The organism is Streptomyces sp. NPDC047841 (assembly GCF_040704085.1).
GTDB classification, from domain to species: domain Bacteria; phylum Actinomycetota; class Actinomycetes; order Streptomycetales; family Streptomycetaceae; genus Streptomyces; species Streptomyces argyrophylli.
Genome location: NZ_JBEYRP010000026.1, coordinates 1 through 22713, shown reverse-complemented (window position 1 = coordinate 22713; position 22713 = coordinate 1). Strand labels below are relative to the sequence as shown.

The following is a 22713-nucleotide window of genomic DNA, read 5'->3' as shown; positions in this document are numbered from 1 at the left end:
CGCCGGTGAGACAACCATCGCCTACCTGTCCGCCCCGGGGGCCCGGACTGCCCGGCGCGAGGCCCGCAACGTGCACCGCCGGCCCGCACCGTCGACCTCGGTTGCGGACGTGGAACTGCCGTGCCCCGGTCCGGGCGTACGGCACTGTGACCACTGCGACTCGGCCGCCATGACGCCTGGCTGAGTGGAGGAGCCTGGTTCGCCCAGGTGTGTCACTGTGCCGTCCGCCTGCCCCGCGACGCCGGAGAGCGGAGGCCGGCTCGGGAGTCCGGTCCCTGGGCAGGGTGATGTCACGGCGCATCTCGCCCCGGCGGTTAGGAGCATATACTCCTAAAGAGCGGCCGACGACTCGCCTCGCGGCCGAACGGAGCACATCACAGTCACTGCATCTCAAGGGAGGTCCCGCCATGGAGGACCTGATCAGCACCGCCATCGAGGCACACGGCGGTCTGGGCCGTTACGACCGATACGGCTCGGCCACCGCGCACATTCGCGTCGGGGGTTCCCTGTGGCCGCTGAAGGGGCGAGAGGGAATTCTGCGCCATGTGGCTGTTCGGGTCGACCTGCACCGGCAACATGTCAGCCACTACCCCTTCACCGCTCCGCACCTGCGAACGTCCTTCACTTTCGAACGGGTGGCCGTGGAGACCGTCAGCGGTGAGGTGAAGGCCGAGCGATTCGACACTCGCGCCTCGTTCCCGAGCGACTTGCACTCCCGCTGGGACGACCTGCAGGTCGCCTACTTCGCCGGGTATGCCATGTGGACGTATCTGACGGCCCCGTTCACGTTCGGCTGGCCCGGGTTCGAGGCTGTCGAGCTGCCGCCGATCATCGAGGAGGGCGAGACCTGGAGACGCCTGCAGGTCACCTTCCCGGACCACGTCGCGACGCACTGCCCCCAGCAGGTGTTTCACTTCGGCTCCGACGGCCTGCTGCGCAGGCATGACTACACTGCCGAGGTCATCAACGCGGGTCCCGCCGCGCACTACACCTCGGACTATCGTGAGTTCGACGGGATCATGGTCCCGACCCGGCGGCGGGTCCACCGGGTGAGCGAGGACGGGACGGTGTTGCGAGACACGGAACTCGTCACCATCGATGTCGAGAGCGTCCTGTTCATCTGAGCTTGCCGGGGCCCTAATTGATTGGACGTCAGGCGGTGGAGGGGGGAGGTCGCAAGGTGGCAGGTGGACCTCACAACCGTGCGCGGCCTGGCCGTGGCACCCGTCAGCATGCCGATGAGGCCGTCGGCCGAATGCTCGTGCCGCTCAACTGACCGCGTCGGACCGAGGCCCTCGAAACACGTGATGCGGGCCGATGCCGACATTGACCGTGACCTGCTCCTGACCGCGGCGCGTCAGGTCGTCGCTGATCAGGTGCACGGCACGCCACCGGCCGGCCTCGCCCGGCGCGCGGGACTCGATGCCGGGACACACGTGTCAGCAGCGCTCCGCGCGGTCGGCCTCAATCTGGGCTGAGTTCGCTGATGATGAGGTCGTCGGTCGACGCCGCCTCCAGACCCAGGCCATGCGCCGTTGGCGGACAGTCGTGCAGGCGACCGGTGCGGCTTCCGGGCCTGTCGGCAGGCTGCAGGTCATCACCCGCTCGCCGGGCAGCATCTTGGTGCGGGCGAGCAGTAGCAGGGTCTCGCCCGTGCGGCCACGCCGCATCTCACCGCGTTCGACGCTGTGCGCACGCCGGACAGGGGGCTGTCGCGGGCGTCGTCCAGGAGCGGACGCGGTGAACCTGTGGGTGCTACGCCTCCTAGGCAAGGCGGCAGCATCCATCTCGAGCCCGTTTCCCTCGGGCAGTGAGGTCGTCGTCGCGGGAAAGGGGGCGGTGTCCATCGCGGCCAGCGGCGGGCCTGGAGGGACGGGGAGGGTGGATGAGGTGCCGTCGGGGAGGGTCACCACGGTTCGGGTAGGCCGGCACGGGCGATGGTGCAGGTGGGTTCGACCGGGTCGTGGGCCGCGAGGGCGCGGACGGCGATGAGCGGCTCCTGGGGCAGGGGGCCCATGGGGGCGGCGCGGCGTGCAGTGACGAGGCGGGGCGTGGTGTCGTTGAGCCGGGTCGTCGAGGAGACGGCCCGTCCGTGGGCGGGCTGGCGAACCATCCGTTACGAGTATATGCTCGTATTGTGGAACGGCATCCCCCGGCGCACACCCCGCTGGCCTGCCATCGGCAGGGGGCACTGGACCTCCCCGGCACCCCCAGCACTCCGGAGTTTCATGTGCCATCCGTCATTCCGGCCGCCGTACCGCACGAGTTCCCCCCCGTAAGTCACTGGAGAGGCCGACCCCCATGACTCCACCCGTAACGCGTTCCCAGACCGCTGTCCGCGCCGACGCGGCACCGGCCGCTCAGACCATCCGCTGGGAGCGCCGTGACTGGTGGCGCGCCGGGGGGCTTCTGGCTGTGATCGCGGCACTGCACCTGGTGGCGTTCGGGATCCTGGCCGCACTCGTGGTTCCACACCACTACAAAGCGGGTACGGAGGTCTTCGGCCTCGGGCTCGGCGTGACCGCGTACACCCTCGGCATGCGGCACGCCTTCGACGCCGACCACATCGCCGCCATTGACAACACCACCCGCAAGCTCATGGCGGACGGCAAGCGCCCGCTCTCCGTTGGCTTCTGGTTCGCGTTGGGCCACTCCACCGTCGTGGTGCTGTTGGCGGTGGGGATCGCCGCGGGCGCGCGGCTCACGACGACCCTTGCCAGCGACGACTCCAGCACGCGTCACCACCTGGGCCTCATCAGCACGGTGGCCTCTGGCAGCTTCCTGTACCTGATCGCCGCGCTCAACCTGGTGGCGCTGGCCGGCATATGGCGGGTATTCAGGGCGATGCGCGCAGGGCAGTTCGACGAGCACGAGCTGGCCAAGCACCTGGACAGCCGTGGCCTCATGAACCGCATTCTGGGCCGGCTCACCCGGTCCGTCTCCCGGGCTGGGCAGATGTTTCCGATAGGGCTGCTCTTCGGGATCGGATTCGACACGGCCACCGAGGTCACACTCATGGTGATGGCCGGATCCGGTGCCGCAGCCGGACTGCCGTGGTACGCGATTGTCTGCCTGCCGTTGTTGTTCGCCGCTGGCATGAGCCTGTTCGACACCCTTGACGGCACGTTCATGAACTTCGCGTACCACTGGGCATTCTCCAACCCGGTCCGCAAGGTCTACTACAACCTCACCATCACCGGCCTGTCCATCACGGTTGCCTTCCTGATCGGCACGATCGAACTGGTCGGCTGCCTGCACGACCAGCTTCGCCTGACCGACCCGGCAACAGGCTGGATCTCCGGGATCGACCTGAACAATGCCGGGTTCGTCATGGTCGGCGTCTTCGTGGCCGTGTGGGCTTGCGCTTTGGGCTACTGGCACTTCGCCAAGGTCGAACGTCGCTGGAACCACGCAGGCAGCCGGACCAGCACGAGCTGATGTCGCCCAGGGGGCCACCCCTCACACCGACTGGCTGTCATGACCCAGCTGGCCGCCACCACCCTCCTTCCCCGCCCCGAACAACGACTGAGCCGAACGAAACAAGCAACGCAGACCTCCACGTCAGCCGGCACGGACGCCGACCGCGAGCAGCGGCGGTCACGACGATGGACCGGTAACGAAAGGAAGAAGCCATGAACAAGCTGACGCACCGCATAGCAACCGCCAGTGTTTCCGCAGCGCTCGCTGGAGGTGCTCTCCTGGCCCCCAGCGGTTCTGCAACCGCATCCGTCTCTCAGGCCCATGAGCGCACACATGGCCAGGTCGCAGCAGTCGAAGGCGCGGCTGCCGTGCCCGACCATGGGCGTCACCGCCCCCGCGTCGACCAGTACGAGGTCCGCTTCTCGAGTCTTCACTACCGTGGATGCCCGCGAGGCCGGTACGCCGACCACAGCCGGATGGCAAGCGGCCGCCCCGACCCCTGGATCACGGGACAGTTGGCGACGGCAGACCCTTGGGTCACCGACCAGTTCGTCCTGTTCGTGCCGCCCTATGATGGCGGCGTCCAGCACAACGGCTCACACGAACCGTGCGGCCATGAATGGGATCCATCACCACAGTAGGCGCGTTCGAGGAACACCTCGTACATGTCTGCTCGCCGTTCCTCAGCGCACCCGCAGCGGCGGAAGCCGTGGAGCCGGGCAGAGGTCCGTACGACCCCCCCCCGCCGCTAGAGGAGCAAGATTATGCTTGCGCCGCTCTGCCTCAGGCCGCGTCGGCGAGCGGTTTGAGGATGCCGTGGTCGCTGAGTGAGCGGGAGAGCTGCCGGAGGTGGTGGTGGCCGTCGCCGAGGAGGTGGTTGAGCGCGGTGAGCCGGTCATGTGGTGGCCGATGCTGTATTCGGCCGTGAGGCCGATGGCACCGTGGAGCTGTACGGCTTCCTGAATGATGTGCCGCGCGGCGCGGCTGACCTGGAGCTTGGCCCGGGACGCGACCTCCATCACGTCGCAGTCCGCTTCGGCGAGGACCATGGTTGCCCAAAGTGTCGTGTTGCGGGCGAGTTCCACAGAGACGTACATGTCGGCGGCCCGGAGGCGCACGCCGAACTGGCGGCGGGAGCGGAGGTGGTCCGTCGTGATGCGGAGCGCACTGTCCATGGCACCGATCGCTTCCCTGCACTGGGCGACGAGGGCGTGCGCCGTGACGCGGTCGATCATCGGCGTGTGATCGGTTCCAGGGGTGCCGAGCGAGGTGGCGGGTGTGGGGGCCAGGGTGAGCGCAGCGGCGCGGCCGCCGTCGTAGGTGCGGTAGCCGTGGCGGGTGGCCTGTTCGGCGGGGACCAGGAAGAGTCCGGTACCGGCGTCGTTCGCGGCGCTGACGACGAGCAGATCGGCCCGGGCGCCGGGGGCACCGTGTTCTTCGTGCCGGGCGGGATCCACGTGCCGTAGTGCTCACGGGCCCGGACCTGGAGGGCCCGGGTCTTCCGGCGGCTGCCTGGTTCGGTGTGCGCGAAGGCGGCTATGAGGGATCCGTCCGCCAGGCCGCTCAGCAGCTCGCCCTTCCACCGGCCGGTGCCTGCCGCGGTGATGAGGCCGCCCGCCGGTACGGTGCGGTCGGTGAACGGCTCACGGGCGAGACGCGGCCCATCTCCTCGGCCACGAGGCCGACTGCGACGGGGCCGGCGCCCATGCCGCCGTGCTCCTCGGGGAAGGGCAGCCCGAGGATGTCCATGTCGGCCAGTCGCGACCAGACGTGCTCGGCGAAGCAGGGAGCGGCTTCCGTGTTCATGCGCCGGTCTTCGGTGGTCGGGTACGCCCCGGTCAGCAGGGCGCGAACCGCGTCGCCCAGGTCCCGCTGCTCGGGAGTGAGCATGAGGTCCATGAGCACGTCGTTCGAGGGCCGCGGTCCCCTCTCACTCGCGGGCCGGCAGGGACAGCGTGCCAGCCTTCCGCCGGGCGGGGCTTGTGCTGCGCTCCGGCCGTGACCGGAGGAGACCGGAGGCCTGCTCCGCGGTCGGCGTTCCGGGACCGTCCCGAACGGCAGTCCATTGCCGACCCGAGATTGCGAGTATAGGCTCCTATTGTGCCGGACGGCCCGGATCCGACGCGGACCTCTGCGTCAGGGAGCGCCCGCGCACGCCCTCGCGCAAGGTGTCTCCCCTCGGATCGGGCCTTGTAGCCGGCGCTCGGTTGGCCGCGTCGCATGTCCCGCGACACCCGCTCTTCCAGAAGGTGATCGACCCGTGGGAAGAGGACGCACCCGTGCGGGTCATGGACCGTCGTGTTCGTCGCGGCCCGCACGGACCGCGGTCGGGGCGTGAGGGTGTCACGCGAGGCGACGGGTCGCCGGGACGCTATGCGCGGTCCGCACCGCCTGCATGGCGACGCGGCACCACCGCTGTCTCGGCCGGCCGTCGGCGACACCCGGCACCGGCGTGGTCCGGCACATCCGATCATCCCGTTTCACCGAGGGGAGCGTTATCACCATGCACGCGCAGGAGACACAAGGAAACGCGTTGCTGCACGACGTGCTCGCGGCGCACGGCGGGCTGGAGCGGTGGCGTCTGGTACAGACGGTGAGAGCCACGATCGTCACCGGCGGTCGGCTATGGGCGATGAAGGGCGTCGTCCAGGATGCCGATCCCCGGGAGATGACCGTGACCGCGCACGCCCAGCACGCGTCGGTCCACCCCTTCGGCGCGTCCGACCAGCGGACCGACTTCACACCCGACCGCATCGCGATCGAGAAGCTGGACGGACGGATCGTCGCGGAGCGTCTCAACCCCAGGGCGTCGTTCGACGGCCACACGTTGTCGACGCCCTGGGACGCGCTGGACCGTGCCTACTTCAACGGCTACGCCTTGTGGACCTATCTCACCACCCCGTTCTTCCTCGCCATGCCCGGTGTCGAGACTTCGGTGCTCGAACCGCTGTGGGAGGACGGCGAGCGCTGGCGAGGCCTGCGGGCCACTTTCCCCGCGTCCTTCGCGGGCCACAGCAGGGTCCAGGACTTCTACTTCGGGCCGGACAACCTCCTGCGTCGCCATGACTACGGAGTCGACATCGCGGGTGATCTGGCCGCCGCACAGTATGTGCACGACTTCGTCGACGTCGATGGTGTGCGGTTCCCGACCGCGCGGCGTGCCTACCGACGGGACACCGCAGGTTCGCCGCTACGTGACGAACTGCTCGTCTCGATCGACATCAGCAACCTGCGGCTCGAAGGAACAACGAGGCCCTGAGAGGCGCGGTGACGCGCCACTGCGGTTGACTCACTGACGTGAGCAATAGGACCGGGAGGGACACCGCCGGCGCGCTCGCCGCTGGCCTGCGCCGTGGTGACCAAGGCGCACTACGAAGATCCCCGGCTCTCCGGCCACGGGTGAACCGGTGAACCGTGGCCGGGGCCTTGCCGACGGGGTGCTGTCCGTCCACATCCCGGGCCGGGCGCTGTTCGAATCCGAAGACAGCACCACGAGCCCATCCTCTTCCGCACATGAAGCCTGACGAGCCGGGATGACCGTCCGGCCAACGCATCGGCGGCGCGACGCTTGACGCTTAGGAGTAGATGCTCCTATTCTCGTGGTGAGGAACAGGTTGGACCGTCGATCGACCGCCTGGCGGCCGACAGCCGCACCGACCGGACCCCGGAGATCTGTCCCCATCGTCGCCCAACGAGCTAAGCCCGCGAAGGATCGTAGAGCGCTCCGCTCTGACCCCCTCGCGGCACCGGCCGTGATCTCGACGGTGCCGCACACCTGGAACGAGTACATTTTTCCGTTTTGCTGACTGTGAGAGGTTGTTGTCATGGACGGTCTTGCCGATATGGGGGGCACCCCGGGATGGGGGTCCCTTCATCCACCGAAGCGTGACGAGCCGGTGTTTGCGGAACCCTGGCAGGGCCGCGCGTTCGCGCTGGCGCTCCTCTCCAGCCGCATCGCGTGCGGCGGCTACAACGCGGACGCCTTCCGGCACGCGCTCGAGCGCCTCGACCGCACCGCCTACCTGGACGAGGGTTACTACGGGCGCTGGCTGAACTGCGCGGAGCTGATGCTCACCGACAGTGCCACCCTGGCTCCGGGCGCGATCGACGCCCGCGCCCGCAACCTGGGCGGCGGCCAGGTGGACGAACCCCCAGTGCCCGAGCCCCGGCCGGACTACGCGCCGACCGCGGCGCCGATCGGCTCCGGCTCGCTGCGCTCTGTGGACACCCCGCCGGCGTTCGCCGTGGGCGAGCGGGTACGGACACGGTCCGTGTCGGTGCCCGGCCACACCCGGCTGCCCGCCTACGCGCGCGGACACGTCGGTGTCGTCGAGCGCATCCAGCCGGGCCACGTACTGCCGGACACCAACGCCCATTTCCAGGGCGAGAACCCGCAGCACGTCTACTCCGTGCGGTTCGACTCGCGCGAGCTGTGGGGCGCCGACGCCGAGCCCTTCGCACTTACCATCGAAATGTTCGAAAGCTACCTGGAGACCACCTCATGACCACCGACAGCGGTACGGGCCAGCGCCCACCCGTCTCCCTGCGCACGGAGGCGCTCGAGCAGCTGCTCACCGAGCGGGGTTTGATCGACCCGAAGGTGATGGACGGGATCATCACCACCTATGAGACCCAGGTGGGTCCGCTCAACGGCGCGAAGGTCGTCGCCAGGGCGTGGACGGACCCGGAGTACCGGCGCCGGCTGCTGGAGGACGGCACGGCGGCCATCAAGGAGCTGGGCTTCTCCGGCGCGCAGGGCGAGCACATCGTCGTGGTGGAGAACACGGCGACCACCCACCACGTCGTGGTGTGCACGCTGTGCTCGTGCTACCCGTGGCCGGTGCTGGGCCTGCCGCCGAGCTGGTACAAGGACCCCGCCTACCGCGCGCGCGTGGTGAAGGAGCCGCGCACCGTGCTGTCCGAGATGGGGCTCGACCTCGACGACGACGTGCAGATCACCGTCCACGACTCCACCGCCGAGGTGCGCTGGCTCGTGCTGCCCGAGCGTCCGGCCGGAACCGAGCACCTGTCCGAGGAGGAGCTCGTGCCCCTGGTGACGCGGGACGCGATGGTCGGCGTGGCGAAGGTGGCGGCACCGTGAGCGCGCCCCTGGCGATCGAGGGGCCGGCCGCACCGCCGCGCTCCAACGGCGAGCTGGTGTTCGCCGAGCCGTGGGAGAGCCGCGCCTTCGGCATGGCCGTCAGCTTGTACGAGGCGGGCGCGTTCACCTGGCCCGAGTTCCAGGCCGCGCTGGTCGCCCGGATCACCGCCTGGGAGTCCACGGCGGGCCCGGACGAGCCCTACGAGTACTACCGGCTCTGGCTCGCCGCCCTGGAGGACGTCGTCGCCGGCGTGTGCGCCGTGACACCGGAGGAGGTCACCGCGCGCGCCGAGATCCTGGCCCAGCGCCCTCCCGGCCACGACCACTCTGACGACCACGACCACGACCACGACCACCACCACCCTCACCCTCACTGAACTGCGGAGCTCTGAGCGGGACGGCCCTGATCCGCGCCCTTTCCCGCAAGGGAACCGGTTGCACGACAGGGCCGTCGCCGGAACGACCCGGCCAGGGACACAGAAGGCGTCACGAGCGCCGGCAGCCCGGCGACGGTGGCCACCAGCGCACCGACCCGGATGGCGCCGAGCTGCTCAGAGCGTTCCGACGGCATCGTGACCCCCGATCGGACGGCCGTCAGTGTCGTCAGAGTGAGGACCGATCCCCTCCTCATGCACCGCGTCCCGGGCTGTCTCCTCCCCGCGAAGCTGGCCTGGTCGCCCATCGCCGGCTGTGACGTCGTAGCCGCCCATCGCACAGCATCCCGTACCTCTCCCTCACCAGCGCCCCACTGGCCGGCTGGCGAACGAGTTCTGGCGGGATCGTCTGAAGCCCGAACAGGCGGCTGTCCCGCCCGCCGACGTCCCCCGAGAGCAGGGTCTGCGCCGCCCGGCTGTCCGACCTGCCGCCGCGGTTCCGGCCGCCTCCCGGTGCTGCGGAGTTCGACGCCACCACCCCCGCCACGTCCGCCGGAGAAACACCCGTGTACCGATCACTCCTTGTTCTGACCGCCGCGCTGTTCGCCATCGGAACCGACAGCTTCGTCATCGCCGGAATCCTGCCGGACGCGGCGCATTCTCTCGGCGTCGGCATCGGTTCCGCGGGATGGCTCATCACCGCTTACGCCTTCGCCTACGCCGTTCTCGGTCCCGTCATGGCGGCGTTCACGGCGCGTTGGCCGCGCCGCACGCTCTTCCTCACCGGCCTCGGCATATTCGTCGTGGGTAACCTCCTGACGGCTTTCGTCCCCGTTTTCGGTGTGGCCCTGGTCGCACGGGCCGTCGCCGGACTCGGTGGTGCCATGGTCAGCCCCACCGCCGTCGCGGCGGCCGCCGCACTCGCACCGCCGGAGCGCAGAGGCCGCGCCATCTCGACGGTTCTGGCCGGTCTCAGCGCGGCGACCGCGCTCGGTGCCCCCATAGGCACGGCCATCGGAAGCGTGACCGGCAACTGGCGGGCCACGATGCTGTTCGTGTCCGCCCTGGGTGTGCTCGCCGCCGCCGGAATCGCTCTGCTGCTGCCCAAGATCGCCAACCCACCGCTGGTGCCGCTCAGGGCCCGTGTCGCCCCGCTGGGCGATCGCCGTATCGGGATGACCCTGCTGACCACGCTCCTCGTCTTCACCGGCCTGTACATCGTCTACTCCTACATCGCGGAGAGTCTGGACCGCACCACCGGTGGCAGCGGCACCACCCTCGCGGCCCTGCTGTTCGTGTGGGGTGTGGCGGCCACCATCGGAACGCTCGGATCGGGTGCCCTGGTCGACCGGCTCGGCGCACGACGCGTCATCGACACCGCGATCGTCGTGCTCACCATCGACTTCGCCCTGCTCCCCTGGTCGAGCGCGCACCTGGGCACCTCAATCGTGGCGCTGGTCGTCTGGGGCGTCTGCGCATGGGGTCTGCTGACCCCCCAGACCCACCGCCTGATCGAGGCCATGCCTACGGCGGCGCCCATGCTCACCGGCCTCAACACCGCGACGGTCTACGTCGGTGTCTCCATCGCGCCGCCCCTCGGCCAGGTCGGCATCGCATGGCTCGACGCGCACTGGCTCGGCCCCCTGGGCGCCGCACTGATCGCCCTCGGCCTCGTCACGGCGGAGACGGCACACTTCATCATCCGCCGTCACCAGCACCACACAGCCGCGGCGCCCGCGGAGTCGCTCCCTGCGGCGACAGCACCCGAAGTCGGCGGAGCTTCCTGATCGCGGCACCCGCTTCCGCCGGCGTACCCGGTCGGGCGAGCGGTGACGGAAGTCCTGCTTCGTGCACCGACTCCCCTTCCGGCCGGCGGCGGTGCCGCAGTCGGCGTGAAGGGACGGGACGCCTTCATCCGCCGCCACCGGACGCCAGGTCAGGCACTGTCCCTGGCTGCGGGGGAGCAGCAAGCAGGCCGTCGCATTTACGAGTAGGCCCTCGTATCATGGGAGGGGAAAGACAGTGGAGGAGACCATGACAACCGCGCGGAATGACAACAGCGACTGGTGCAACAACCTGGCCCTGCGCAAGGCCGCCCGCTATCTGGGCGCGACCTACGACAAGGCCCTGGCACCCGTCGGTCTCCGCGCGACGCAGTTCAGCATCCTGCAGAAGCTCAGCACCCAGGGCGAGATGACGATCACCAGTCTGGCCGAGGCGATCGCCATGGACCGCACGACGATGGCCTCCAACCTGAAGCCACTCGCCCGCGAGGGTCTGGTGACCGTCGAGACATCTGCGGCGGATCGTCGGGCACGGATCGCCGCCATCACACCGGACGGCCGTGACCGGATGAAGGTGGCGATACCACTCTGGCGAGAGGTGCAGGCCCAGTTCGAGGAGAGCTTCGGAGCCGACGAGGCCGCCCGACTGCGCACCTCGCTCGGCGCCGTCCTGCACACCGGCTTCGAGCCCTGGGCGGAGTAGGCGACGTCCGGCGAGTGGTCTGTCATCACCGTGGGAGATCCCTCAGCCCGGGACAGGTCCCGGCCCTCGTGTCCAGTCGGAATGCCGGCTGACCGTTCATGGCGGACGGGGGCCGATCGACCGTGTACGCACCCCCCCATCGCTCGCGTCCACACACGACACCCCGCCGCACCCCTGCCGCGACCGAAGCCTCGGCCGGCTCTCCCCGGTGGCGGTCGCCAGGTGCTGCGACAGCACCCCGGCCGCGGCGGGTCGGCGAAGGATCCGGCCCGCCTCCGCCTGACGCTCTCACCCGGGCTGCGGCATCCCGCTTCGCCGGCGAACCCGTCGGCCACAACCCACCGGCCGACTCCGCTACTTCGGGCACGACATGATCGCCCATCAGGACCTGCCTCGGATTCACCATGGCAGCGCTTCCCGGACGCGAGCGTGCCGGCGTGGCGGCCCGCCGACGGGCGGTGGAACCTGCGACCGGTCCCCGGAGCCGAGCCCGGGCAGCGGGACTGCCTCGGGGTACCCCGACGGCCATGTCTGCCGGTTCCCACCTTCGGGACGGCTGCTTCCGGCCTGCAACGAGAGCTGAGAACTTCGCACCACCGGCACCGGACCAGACGGGGGCGACACGCCCGCGAGGGTCGGCTCGACCAGGGCGGGCGGGAGCCGCGCCGCTCGCCGGACGTGGCAAGGCCGTAGCCGCCTACTGCGGATCGCCGACGCGTGGGCAAAAGCACGGCGCCCCCGAGCAGCCGCAGCGGTCGATGTCGCCGGCGCCGGGTGCTGCTCAGAAGCGCTGTCCGCGACGCTGCCTCCCTCGGTGGACCGATCGGGGACAGTGCGCAGCATCAACGCCGTCTCCCGCCGCCTTCATCCGCAACACCGGGCGAGTGGTCCGCGCACGGGAAGGGCCGCGGTCGGTGTCCGCCATACCGCCGACGGCCGCGGCACGGACGGTTCGCCCTGCCGCCGGCGCTTCGCGACCGGCTGGGTCACGGGTGCCGGGGCGGTGTCACCGACCGGGGAGCCGCTCGGTGATCTCCGGCAGTACACCAGCCATTGCCGCCGGGGTCGCTGAAGGTGGCGTAGGACCCGTAGGAGGCGCCCTCGGGGTGACGGCCCACGAGCCGCCGCTGGCCGGGAAGGTCGTGTGTGACCGTCCCGCCGGTGTGGTTGTGGAAAGCAGCCCTCCGGCGCCATGGAACACCTCGCTCACCTCGATGCCGCGCCTCAGGAGCTCCTCGCGGGTCGCCTCGATGTCGGTGACGATGAGGTACAGGCCCTGAGCGGATCCGGGTTCCGCGGAGGTGAGGCCCTTGCCGAGGATGATCGACGCCTCGGAGCCGGGCGGTGTGAGTTGCACCGCCCGCCAGTCGTCGTTCGGGGCAACGTCGATGTGCAGGCGGAAGCCTGCCTTCTCAATAGACCACCGAGCCCGGCGGCCGGCGACAGGCGGCCCGGCGTAAGGGCCCGGGGCGGAGCGCCACCCGGCCGGCCCGGGCAGCAGACGTCACCGACCGCTCCGGGGGCATGGTGCGGGCGGTGCCGTCACGGCCGAGTCGCGAGTGTCGGTATCGGCTTTACCGGGGGAGCGGTCGGTGATCCGGAGCATCGCGAGTCCAGGCAGGCAACCTTGCAGCCGGCGTCGCGGGCGGCAGCCGACGGTAGGGCGACGATGGAGACAGGCTGGTCCACCACCATCAGGGGCTGCCGAGCGTGGCCTCGAGCGAGGGCCTTCCGCCGGGAGCGTCCTTGCGGACCCAGAAATAAGAGCATATGCTCTTATTGCTGAGGGTGCGGGTACCGCCGTACTAGAGCAACCATCAAACGCACGGACAGGTGCCTGCTTCCTAGGCCATCGCGGTGCCACCGCGCCGTTGCTCCCAGGAGCCATCTGCTGCGTCGATTTGTGCCCAGACAAGGAGCTTGATCAATGGCCGACAATCTTGTTCTCATGACCGGGGTGGGCGCCGTGGGCCGCTCGGTCCTGGCGCAGCTTCGCGCGCAGAACGTACCGGTGCGCGCGATGGTGCGTCGTGACGGCGAGTCCGCTGACGCTCTGCGCGCGCTGGGTGCCGAGGTCGTGATCGGTGACCTGACGCGGCCGGAGACCGTGGAAGCCGCCCTGAAGGGCGCCGCACGGATGTACTTCGCGATGCCCGTATCACCCGACCACCTCCTGGCAGCGACCGTGGTGGCCAGCGTGGCACGTGAGCACGGCCGGCTTGATGCCCTGGTGGCCATGTCACAGATGACGGTTTCCCAGATGACCGCGACGAGCACCGCGGAGTCGCATCAGCAGCGGCTGCACTGGCTCGCCGAGCAGGTGTTCAACTGGTCCGCCCTGCCTGTGGTGCACATCCGGCCCACCTCCTTCCTGGACAACCCTCTGTTCACCACCCTCGCGGCACGGACCATCCGGGAGAACGGGACCATCGCGCTGCCGTTCGGCTCGGGACGCACCTCGCCGGTGGCTGTCGAAGACGTGGCGCGGGTGGTCGCCACCGTGCTTCGCGATCCGGCGGAGCACATCGGTGCCGTGTACGAGCTCACCGGTCCCCGCTCGGTGGACATGCACGAGATGGCCAAGGAGTTCAGCCGGGCGCTCGGCCGTGAGGTGTCGTACACCGACGTGCCGCTGGACCGCTGGCACGCCGAGGGATTGTCGAAGATGGGTCTGCCCGCGCACATCGAGCAGCACATCGTCACCATGGCGCGGTTGCACCAGGAGAACCGCTACGACCGGACTTCGGGGGACGTCGAACGTGTGACAGGCGTTCCCGCGCAGTCGATCGAGGCGTTCGTTGCCGCCCGCAAGGACTTGTACCGCGGCTGATCGATTCGAAAGCTGCGGTCCCCAGTCGGCCGTGCCAGGCGCCCTGACCCGTTCATCGCCGTCCCGGCTACCGGGAGAGCTGCGACGTGCCTCGTACCTCAACACGCGCAGTGGCCCCAGGGCGGAGGCACGTATCGCCGATCCCGGCTCCGTCGACTGCGACCTGCCGGGTACCGACCACCAGAAAGGGAAGAACATGACCACGTCCTCAGCGAAACCGCCCTCGCGAGCAGGTGATGATGCGCGGCCGCCGCATCATGACACCCGGGGGGTCTCACGTCGCGCCTTTGTCGGGGGCGCTACTGCCATTGCCGCCGGTGTCGGGCTCGCGGGCACCTCCGCACTGCCTGCCGCCGCTGCCGCCCGAACCTCTCATGACTTCGGTTCCGTCTCCAGCGTTCCGGGACTCCCCGCAGGCTTCGAGCGCATCTTCACCAGCCGGCTCATCCGGGCCAATGGAATACGCCAGCACGCGGTGATCGGCGGCGACGGACCGCCGTTGCTCCTGGTGCACGGCTGGCCGCAGAACTGGTACGCCTGGCGCCTGATCATGCCCGAACTGGCCCGGCACTACACCGTGGTCGCCGTCGATCAGCGCGGCACCGGACTGACCGACAAGCCGAGCGACGGATACGACACCGGAACCCTCGCCGACGACCTGACAGCGCTGATGGAAACCCTCGGCTTCGACCGCTTCGCGGTGGTGGGCCATGACACCGGCATGCCGATCGGCTACGCGCTCGCCGCCGACCACCCGCACCGGGTCGACCGGCTCGCCGTCGCGGAAGCCGTGATCCCCGGGGTGACGCCGTCACCGCCCCTGCTCGGTACTTCCCCGGCCAACAACATGCTCTGGCACTTCCCCTTCAACCGGCTGGAGCACGTCAACGAACTACTCGTTGCGGGCCGGGAGAACATCTACTTCGGCTGGCAGTTGGAGACGAAGGCCGCACGGAAGCTGCCCGACTATGCCACCCGCTACTACATTGAATCCCTCACCGCACACCGGCACGCACTGCGCGGCAGCTTCGGTTGGTACCGCCATCTCGACACCACCTTCGCGCAGAACGCAGAACGCGTGAAGCGACCCCTGGTCATGCCGGTCCTGGCGATCGGCGGAGCCGAAAGTGTCGGGCAGGGAGTCGCCACCACGATGAAGCTTGCCGCGGACAACGTGGAGACCCTGGTCATTCCAGGCAGCGGCCACTGGGTTGCCGAAGAAGCGCCCCAGGAGATCTTGACGGCCCTCACCACGTTCCTGGCCCCGTATCGAGCCGCCGCCCTGTCCCGCTCCCACTGACAGGCAGTCACATCTCGGACCCAACCCTCGGAGGGTCCCCTCCGTGCACCGAGACGGCCTCTTCAGCCGACGGCCAGGATCCCGCCACGGGAGGGGAACCGCGGCAGATCGCCGGTTCTCCTTCCGCTCACCACGGTGACCGTCACCGGGCTCACAGTGCGCCGCTACCGGCGGTCGTCCCCCGGGCAACTGCCCGGCTGCCCCGCCACGCACTCGAAGCGGACATCTCCGATGGCCGTCGTGCCACCTCTGACTTCGTACCGCTGGTCGGGCTGGGACGCGTGCTCGGAGCCTTCCGCGACGGCGACGGCGTCGCCGGGACGGTGCGCGTCGCTTCGCCGCGACTGGGCTCGGCCACGTGGCCGAGCCCGTGGTCAGTCAGGTCCGTACGCCAGTTGAACGCGATGACCGGCTCACAGGTCGGCCGTGTGATCGGGGAGGTCGGTCTGCAGATCGCGCGGCGGCCGCTCGCAGCCGGTCGACGGCGGCCGATGCGGCGGTTCCGGGACCGGTGGGGACACGTGGTGATAGGGGACCGAGCCGAGCAGGTGGATGATCATGTTCAGCAGCGCCCGGTGCTTGCCGTCGCTCTCCACGACGTACCAGGGCGCCTCGGAGATGTCCGTGACGACTGACGGTGGGAGGGAGCGTGGCAGACGTGGGCCGGCGGCGTGTGCTCACACCTTGAGGCTGAACCACGTTGTCTCCCCCTCGTCAGAGGGACGCACGCCCCAGTCGTCGGCGAGGGCCCGCACGAGCGGGACGCCCCGGCCTGCTGCCGCGTCTCCGCTGCCGTCACTGTGCGTCCGGCGCGGGACCGGCGCCCAGGGCGCGGCGCCCGGCGGCCGGGCGCGTGGGTTTCGGCTCGGCGGCCGGGACGGACGGGAGGCGTTCGGCAGCGAGCTGGGCGCGCGGCGCCGGCGGATCGGTGTCTCTCATGTGAGACACGGCGGCGGTGGGTCCGGTGTCCAGCGGGCGGCGGTTGGTCATCGCCCGATCATCGGCGGGATGGGAGTTCTTCTTCACCGCCTCGGCTGTCTGCTCGGGACCGGCCCAAGGCGCGCGCGTGTCGCACACGCGCGAAGCGGTGAACTTCCCAGGCGGGCGCGAGCACCAGGAGGTGCTGCTGGAGGCGGTCCGCGGCAGGGGACCGGAGCACCAGGAGCGGCCCAGGGAAGTAGTCGGCGCGCCGGACCGTTTCGAATCGCGGCGCTGAGCTGGGGTTTCGTGGCACCCCGGGACGATGTCCGGCGCGACCCGGGATGTGACCTAGGACGGGACCCAGGGCGTGACCCAGGAGGCGACCCAGGGCACCACTCAGGGCGCGACCTGCGGCCGGGGGTGTCCGCCAGGGGGCGTCACAGGGAAGTAGTCGGCGCCCTCAGCGCCCCTTGACAACCTGCCCTGATCTGCGGTTTCGCTTGCCCGGCCCGGCCTGTGGAGGCAAGTCGGAGAGCAAGTTGTAGAGCAACTTACTGATCGTTTCAGAATGAGTTGAGCTGTGGGTCTTGTGCTTGCTGATCTTGGTCGGCAGGCTGTCCGGAGTGCGTGCTGATCTTGTTCCTGACGATCTGTGGGAGCGGGTGGCCCCGCTCCTGCCACCTGCTCCCGAGCGGCGCCGCCGCTATCCGGGGCGACTGCGTGTTCCCGACTGGACGGCGCTCGCCGGCGTCATGTACGTGCTGCGCACCGGTGTCGCCTGGCGCGATGTCCCCGCGGAGACGGTGGGCTGCTCCACTATGCGAACCCCTGGCAAAACGGGCTGCCCGTCGTCTCAGGCCGCGGCGGTCCCGGACGGCCGTCGGGCGGGAAACGCGCCCGGGCGCGGCGCCCGCGGTTCCGCCCCGGCCCGGTGGGTGGCGGTTGCCTCGGGAGGCGTGGACTCACCGCCCAGGAGCGCCTTCTCCCGCCACTCGGCGGGGGACATCCCGTACATCCTGCGGAAGGCACGGCTGAAGTGGGCCGCGCTGGAGAAGCCGAACGGACGCGCCACGGCGGAGATGGTCATGGCGGCGGCCCCCCTGCGGGCCAGTTCGCGCCGGCACCGCTCCAGCCGGCGGCGCTGGATCCACCGGCTGGCCGTGGTGTCCTCGTACTCGAAGAGCTTGTGCAGGTAGCGGGTCGATATGTGGTGGGTCCGCGCGACGGACAGCAGCGTCAGGTCCGGATCGCCGAGACGCTGGTCGATGTACGCCTTGATGCGGGAGAGCAGGTCCTGGGCGCCCTGGGGCAGCCCGGTCTCCTCGGGCAGCCGTTCCTCGGCGAGGACGGAGAGCAGGCCGACGACGTGGCGCACCAGTACCTCACTGGTGCCGGGCGGCAGCTTCGGCACGGTGTCCCCGAGGCCGTCCAGCAGCGGCGTCAGCAGCGAGGCGGAGGGCGCGCAGCTGCTGATCGGCGTCGCCAGCACCCGCTTCAGGTGCGTCTCCGTCAGGCCGATCAGCCTCCGCGGGAAGATCAGGCAGGCCACGCGGAAGGTGCCGGTGAAGGTGATGCGCATGGGGTGGGTGGCGTCGTAGAAGACGGTCTCGCCGGGCTGCATGTGCGTCTCCCGGTGCCCCTGGCTCACGACAGCGCTGCCCTCGAACAGTGACATGACCATCAGGCAGCCGTCGTGGAGGGACTCGACCGGCTGCGCGGGCCGGCGTATCCACACCGGCCCGCCCTCGACGGTGACCACCTGCACGGGGCCGAGCCGGGACGTCCGGATCCTGCCCTGGCAAGCGGCCACCCGGAACGAAGGCTCGGGCACCCGGGAACGTGCGGGCCAGGGCGTCGGACCAGTAAGCCGCTCCGCGGTGCTCGGGGACCGCGTCGGTGGTGTAGTGAACGGTGATCGACTTCTTGCTCTTGCCCGGTGTGATTGCGTCTGCCGACACGTGTCCTGCCCCTCAGCCCGTCTGCCTCAGGACACCGTGCCAGCCGCCCGGCGCCGGTACATCGCGTGAACGTTCCAGATGTGTGGTTCACGTGCGACGACGCGGGGCAGCGGTCACTCGGACACGAACCGCTGCCTCAGCTCGCCGATGCCCTCGATCGAGCTGACCAGTTCGTCGCCGGCGGTGAGCCACCGCTGGGGGTCCCGTCCGAGGCCGACACCGGACGGCGTACCGGTGTAGATGACGTCTCCCGGAAACAGCTCCAGCACCTGCGACAGCTTGGAGACGAGCGCCGGGACGGGGAAGATCAGATTTCGGGTGGAGCCGTGCTGCACCTCCTCGTCGTTGACGCGGCACCGCAGTTCGAGGTCGTCGGGGTCGTCGAACTCGTCCGGGGTGACCAGGCACGGTCCCATGGGGGAGAAGCCCGGGAAGGACTTCGCCAGACCGAACTGGGGTGCCGGGCCGCTCATCTGGAGGACGCGCTCCGACAGGTCCTGTCCGACGGTCAGACCGGCCACGTGATCCCATGCCTCGGCCTCCGGGACCCGGCGTGCGGTCCGGCCGATGACGACCACCAGTTCCACCTCCCAGTCTGTGTGGCCCCCCTCGGGCAGCACCACATCGGTGAGGGGACCGGTGATGCTGCCGACGAACTTCGTGAAGACGGGTGGCATGCCCTCGGGCGCCGTGTACCCGGCCTCGTCCACGTGCTCGCGGTAGTTGAGGCCGATGGCGAAGAGCTGGCGGGGAGCGGGCGCCGGGGCGCCGAGATCGGCCGGGTCGTAGGGAAGACCGGGAACCGTGCCGGCGTCGGCCCACGCGCGGAACTCGTCCCAGCGCTCGTAGACGGCCTGGGGGTCGGACGGGAAGCGGCCGTCACTGGCGTCGTGGACGTCCACGGCCAGCCCACCCTTGAGCAGGGTCAGACGTCCGGACAGGTTGGCGATGCGCATGCGGGTTCTCCTCTGCTGTGCGTCGCGGGCGACGGCGGAAGCGGTGGTGCGGGGACGGGGCGGCCGGCGGGGTCAGGCGAGTCTGGTGACCCGTTCGAGGAGCAGCAGCACCGACTGGTAGGGGTGGCCGGTGACGTGCTCCATGCCGATCTCGCAGGTGCGGTTCGCCGAGAGGTACGCGTCGTGGTCCCCCGCCACGACCTCCTCGGCCTCATGGGCCGTCGCCGACTCGGTCAGCTCCCTGTGCAGCATCCCGCGGTCACCGGCGAAGCCGCAGCACTCCGCGTACACCGGGACGGTCACCCGGTCGGCCACGAACCGGGCCAGCTCCTCAAGCTGTGCCACGTCACCGAGGTGGTGCATCGAGCAGGTCGGATGGATCACCGCACTGCCGACCGTGGCGACCGCGGTCAGGTGCGGCACCAGTTCCTCGGCCGCCCAGACCAGCGAGTCGACGACCCGGAGCCGCTCGTGCCGGCGCCTGTTCTCCGGTGTGAGGTACGGGACGATCTCGTGCCCGATACCGAGCGTGCAGGACGAGGCGTCGACCACGAGCGGCAGCTCGCCGCCGTCGGTCCACCCCCAGGCCAGTTCGACGGTGTGGTTGGCCATGAACGTGTTGCCGTCGTCGTACCCCTTGGAGTGCCAGATCGTCGCGCAGCAGGAGCCGCCCAGGTCCGGTGGCACCCACACGGGGCGCCCGGCCCGCGCGGAGAGGGCCACCACGGCCTCGGGGAGCGAGAGGTCCTCGCCGCCTGCCGGACCCGCGAAGATGCGGTTGACGCAGGCGACGAAGTAGACGGCGGCGGCGTCCTCGCGCCGGGTCCGCGGCAGTCGCTTGCCGGCCGGAGCGGGGATCGCGCTGATCCACTCCGGCATGAGGTCCGGTGAGACCGCCTTGCGGGCGAGCGAGGTGACACCGTGCAGGAGACGGTCGTCGACGTGCTCCGCCACGCCGAGCGCGGCGCGGACCGAGGCCTCCACGGCTGCGAAGCGCTGGGCGACCCGCTCCGCGTTCCGTTCGGCGCGCCGACCGTGGCGCTGGTGCCGGAAGCGCTTCATCATCGCCCCGGTGTCGATGCCGACCGGGCACGCGATCTTGCAGCTGGAGTCGCCGGCGCAGGTGTCCACGGCGTCGTAGCCGTAGGAGTCCAGCAGGCTGTCGGTGACGGGCGAGTCGGGGGACTGCCGCATCATCTCGCGCCGGAGCACGATGCGCTGCCGGGGCGTCGTCGTCAGGTCCCGGCTCGGGCAGACCGGTTCACAGAAGCCGCACTCGATGCACGGGTCCGCGATGGCCTCGATGGTGGGGATCGTCTTCAGGTGCTTCAGGTGGGCCCTGGGGTCGCGGTTCAGCACCACGCCCGGGGCGAGCACGCCGTGCGGGTCCAGGGCCTGCTTGACCCGCCACATCAGCTCGGTGGCCCGTTCCCCCCACTCCGCCTCCAGGAAGGGCGTCATGTTCCGGCCGGTGGCGTGCTCCGCCTTGAGGGAGCCGTCGAACCGGTCGACCACCATGGCGCAGAACTCGTCCATGAACGCCGCGTACCGCTCGACGTCCGCGGGCCGGGCGGCGTCGAAGGCGAGCAGGAAGTGCAGGTTGCCGTGGGCCGCGTGACCGGCCACCGCGGCGTCGAAGCCGTAGCGCCCCTGCATCTCCAGCAGGGCCGCACCGGCCTCGGCCAGCCGGGAGGGCGGTACGGCGAAGTCCTCGGTGATCAGGGTCGTCCCGGTGGGCCGGGCCTTGCCCACGGCGGTCATGAACGCCTCCCGGGCGTGCCAGTAGGTGTGCACCACGCCCGGCTCGGTGACGAAGGCGTTCGTCACCGACGGCACGGGGGCGACCAGCTCCAGCCCCTCGGCGACGGCCCGGGCGGCTCGCTGGTTGGCGAGGTGGTCCTCCGGCGTGGAGGCGCGGAACTCGACCAGCAGCGCGGCGTTCTCCCGCGGCACGTCCCGCCAGTCGTCGGGCACCCCGTCCACGGCGGCGCAGGCGCGCAAGGTGTTGCCGTCCATCAGCTCGACGGCACGGGCCCCCGCGCTGTTGAACAGGGGCACGGCGGCGGCTGCCGCGGGCAGGTCGGGGAAGAACAGCAGCGCGGTGCAGGTCATCCGGTCCAGGGGGACCGTGTCGAACACGGTCTCGGCGATGAAGCCCAGCGTGCCCTGGGAGCCGACCATCAGACCGCGCAGGATCTCCACAGCGGTCGTCCCGTCGAGGAACGCGTCCAGCCGGTAGCCACTGGTGTTCTTGAGCTCGTACTTGGCGCGGATGCGGGCCACGAGCGCGCTGTCCGCCTCGATCTCGGCCTTGAGCGCGGACAGGGCCGCCACGAGGTCCGGTTCCGCCGCCCGCAGCCGCTCCTCCGCGTCCGGGGCGGCGGTGTCCACGACCGTGCCGGAGGGCAGCACCAGGGTGAGGGAGGACAGCAGCCGGTAGGAATTCCGCGTGGTGCCGGCGGTCATGCCGGACGCGTTGTTCGCGACGACGCCGCCGACCGTGCACGCGAGGGAACTGGCAGGGTCGGGTCCCATCAGTCGGCCGTGACGGGAGAGCGAGATGTTGGCCCGCCCGATCGTCGTACCCGGCTTGATCCGGGCCCGCACACCGTCGTCGAGCATCTCCAGCCCGGTCCAGTGACGGCGTACATCCACCAGGATGTCGTCGCCCTGGGCCTGGCCGTTCAGCGAGGTGCCGGCCGCGCGGAAGACCACGTGGCGGCCGTTGTCGCGGGCGTGCCGGAGCACCACGGCCACGTCCGCGGTGGTCTCGGCGATGACCACGACACGGGGCACCAGACGGTACGGGCTGGCGTCCGAGGCGTACCTCACCAGGTCCGAGATCTTGTGCAGGACCTTCTCCGGGCCCAGTTCCGCGACGAGGGCGTCCCGCAGGCCGTCCGGCGTACCGGAGGCCCGGTCGTCGGGGACCCGGTCGACGGAAGGACCGTCCGCCGGGTGCGGGCGCAACGCGCCCGGCTTCGGATCGAGCAGCGGCATGTGTGCTCCTTTCCTGCCGCGTCGTGCGTTCCCGTGCGGCTCGACACCGGTCGGCCGTGTCGCGCGGTGGCCGGTGCGGACGGACCGTGCGGCGCCGCGGACGAGGCCGGTCGCCGCGCGCGGGGCCGGACGGCGACGGTGCGGACCCTGACGCGGTGGCTTTCCGGGTGGTGGGGTGTTACTTGCCGGTGGCGGCGACGGCTTCTTCGATGAGGGCGATGACGCGGGCGGGGTGGGCGAGCATGACGAGGTGGGAGGAGTCGACCTCGATGGTGGTCATGCCGGCGCGCCGGTAGCCGAAGCGTTCGACGTCGGGGTTGATGGTGTGGTCGGAGGAGGAGACCAGGCCCCAGGAGGGCTTGGTCT

Annotated in this window: 19 protein-coding genes and 4 pseudogenes; 13 read left to right on the top strand and 10 right to left on the bottom strand. The window is 70.2% G+C overall.

Annotated features, from left to right (window positions below):
• The first annotated feature begins 407 nt into the window (after positions 1-407).
• Together AB0947_RS33780 and AB0947_RS33775 are read left to right on the top strand one after the other, a co-directional pair.
• Positions 408-1124, top strand: coding sequence for a hypothetical protein (locus AB0947_RS33780; protein WP_366754183.1), 717 nt, complete (start codon positions 408-410; stop codon positions 1122-1124).
• Between the two features lie 63 nt (positions 1125-1187).
• Positions 1188-1478, top strand: coding sequence for a hypothetical protein (locus AB0947_RS33775; protein WP_366754182.1), 291 nt, complete (start codon positions 1188-1190; stop codon positions 1476-1478).
• Between the two features lie 428 nt (positions 1479-1906).
• On the opposite strand, the gene AB0947_RS33770 is transcribed toward AB0947_RS33775, so the two are convergent.
• Complete coding sequence (locus AB0947_RS33770) at positions 1907-2113, bottom strand: hypothetical protein (RefSeq protein WP_366754181.1); 207 nt, start codon at positions 2111-2113, stop codon at positions 1907-1909.
• Between the two features lie 188 nt (positions 2114-2301).
• Here AB0947_RS33770 and AB0947_RS33765 point away from each other — a divergent pair, with 188 nt between their 5' ends.
• Positions 2302-3438, top strand: coding sequence for a HoxN/HupN/NixA family nickel/cobalt transporter (locus AB0947_RS33765; protein ID WP_366754180.1), 1137 nt, complete (start codon positions 2302-2304; stop codon positions 3436-3438).
• Between the two features lie 665 nt (positions 3439-4103).
• Here AB0947_RS33765 and AB0947_RS33760 read toward each other — a convergent pair.
• On the bottom strand, positions 4104-4877 hold the full coding sequence (locus tag AB0947_RS33760) for an acyl-CoA dehydrogenase family protein (RefSeq protein WP_366754179.1): 774 nt from the start codon (positions 4875-4877) through the stop codon (positions 4104-4106).
• A 106-nt stretch (positions 4878-4983) separates the two neighbouring features.
• Positions 4984-5319: an acyl-CoA dehydrogenase family protein gene (locus AB0947_RS33755; RefSeq protein WP_366754178.1), complete on the bottom strand. Its 336-nt coding sequence runs from the start codon at positions 5317-5319 to the stop codon at positions 4984-4986.
• Positions 5320-5923: 604 nt separating this feature from the next.
• On the opposite strand from AB0947_RS33755, the gene AB0947_RS33750 reads away from it, so the two are divergent.
• From AB0947_RS33750 to AB0947_RS33725, 6 genes are all read left to right on the top strand, one after another.
• The gene (locus tag AB0947_RS33750) at positions 5924-6679 is read left to right on the top strand and encodes a hypothetical protein (protein WP_366754177.1); all 756 of its coding nucleotides are present in this window, start codon (positions 5924-5926) and stop codon (positions 6677-6679) included.
• A gap of 565 nt (positions 6680-7244) precedes the next feature.
• Entirely contained in the window at positions 7245-7925 is a 681-nt protein-coding gene (nthB, locus tag AB0947_RS33745; RefSeq protein WP_366754176.1) for a nitrile hydratase subunit beta, read from the top strand.
• Positions 7922-8521 (top strand): nitrile hydratase subunit alpha, encoded by a 600-nt coding sequence (gene nthA, locus AB0947_RS33740; protein ID WP_366754175.1) that lies wholly within the window; start codon positions 7922-7924, stop codon positions 8519-8521. The genes nthB and nthA overlap by 4 nt, the downstream gene beginning before the upstream one ends.
• Positions 8518-8898, top strand: a complete 381-nt coding sequence (locus AB0947_RS33735; RefSeq protein ID WP_366754174.1) for a nitrile hydratase accessory protein — start codon at positions 8518-8520, stop codon at positions 8896-8898. The genes nthA and AB0947_RS33735 overlap by 4 nt, the downstream gene beginning before the upstream one ends.
• 563 nt (positions 8899-9461) lie before the next feature.
• Entirely contained in the window at positions 9462-10682 is a 1221-nt protein-coding gene (locus tag AB0947_RS33730; protein WP_366754173.1) for an MFS transporter, read from the top strand.
• A 247-nt stretch (positions 10683-10929) separates the two neighbouring features.
• Positions 10930-11382 carry a MarR family winged helix-turn-helix transcriptional regulator gene (locus AB0947_RS33725; protein ID WP_366754172.1) on the top strand — a complete coding sequence of 151 codons (453 nt, stop codon included), beginning with the start codon at positions 10930-10932 and terminating at the stop codon, positions 11380-11382.
• Between the two features lie 1537 nt (positions 11383-12919).
• On the opposite strand, the pseudogene AB0947_RS33720 reads toward AB0947_RS33725, so the two are convergent.
• Positions 12920-13080 (bottom strand): annotated as a pseudogene (locus tag AB0947_RS33720) (IS110 family transposase); the annotation flags it as partial.
• Between the two features lie 229 nt (positions 13081-13309).
• Between AB0947_RS33720 and AB0947_RS33715 the strand changes: the two are divergent.
• Positions 13310-14212, top strand: a complete 903-nt coding sequence (locus tag AB0947_RS33715) for an NAD(P)H-binding protein (RefSeq protein ID WP_366754171.1) — start codon at positions 13310-13312, stop codon at positions 14210-14212.
• Between the two features lie 475 nt (positions 14213-14687).
• Complete coding sequence (locus AB0947_RS33710; protein WP_366754170.1) at positions 14688-15512, top strand: alpha/beta hydrolase; 825 nt, start codon at positions 14688-14690, stop codon at positions 15510-15512.
• A gap of 413 nt (positions 15513-15925) precedes the next feature.
• Here the strand turns inward: AB0947_RS33710 and AB0947_RS33705 are convergent.
• Together AB0947_RS33705 and AB0947_RS33700 are read right to left on the bottom strand one after the other, a co-directional pair.
• Positions 15926-16144: pseudogene (locus AB0947_RS33705) on the bottom strand (polyphosphate kinase 2); the annotation flags it as partial.
• Between the two features lie 163 nt (positions 16145-16307).
• Entirely contained in the window at positions 16308-16502 is a 195-nt protein-coding gene (locus AB0947_RS33700; protein ID WP_366754169.1) for a hypothetical protein, read from the bottom strand.
• A 76-nt stretch (positions 16503-16578) separates the two neighbouring features.
• Between AB0947_RS33700 and AB0947_RS33695 the strand changes: the two genes are divergently transcribed.
• Both AB0947_RS33695 and AB0947_RS33690 read left to right on the top strand, forming a co-directional pair.
• The gene (locus AB0947_RS33695; protein WP_366754168.1) at positions 16579-16728 is read left to right on the top strand and encodes a hypothetical protein; all 150 of its coding nucleotides are present in this window, start codon (positions 16579-16581) and stop codon (positions 16726-16728) included.
• Positions 16729-17020: 292 nt separating this feature from the next.
• Positions 17021-17248, top strand: a pseudogene (locus tag AB0947_RS33690) (transposase); the annotation flags it as partial.
• A gap of 38 nt (positions 17249-17286) precedes the next feature.
• On the opposite strand, the gene AB0947_RS33685 reads toward AB0947_RS33690, so the two are convergent.
• The 4 genes and pseudogenes from AB0947_RS33685 to AB0947_RS33670 all read right to left on the bottom strand — a co-directional run.
• Positions 17287-18264 carry a helix-turn-helix domain-containing protein gene (locus tag AB0947_RS33685; protein WP_366754167.1) on the bottom strand — a complete coding sequence of 326 codons (978 nt, stop codon included), beginning with the start codon at positions 18262-18264 and terminating at the stop codon, positions 17287-17289.
• Positions 18265-18504: 240 nt separating this feature from the next.
• Positions 18505-19347 carry a fumarylacetoacetate hydrolase family protein gene (locus AB0947_RS33680; RefSeq protein ID WP_366754166.1) on the bottom strand — a complete coding sequence of 281 codons (843 nt, stop codon included), beginning with the start codon at positions 19345-19347 and terminating at the stop codon, positions 18505-18507.
• Between the two features lie 72 nt (positions 19348-19419).
• Complete coding sequence (locus AB0947_RS33675; protein ID WP_366754165.1) at positions 19420-22347, bottom strand: FAD-binding and (Fe-S)-binding domain-containing protein; 2928 nt, start codon at positions 22345-22347, stop codon at positions 19420-19422.
• A 178-nt stretch (positions 22348-22525) separates the two neighbouring features.
• Positions 22526-22713: pseudogene (locus tag AB0947_RS33670) on the bottom strand (alpha/beta hydrolase); the annotation flags it as partial.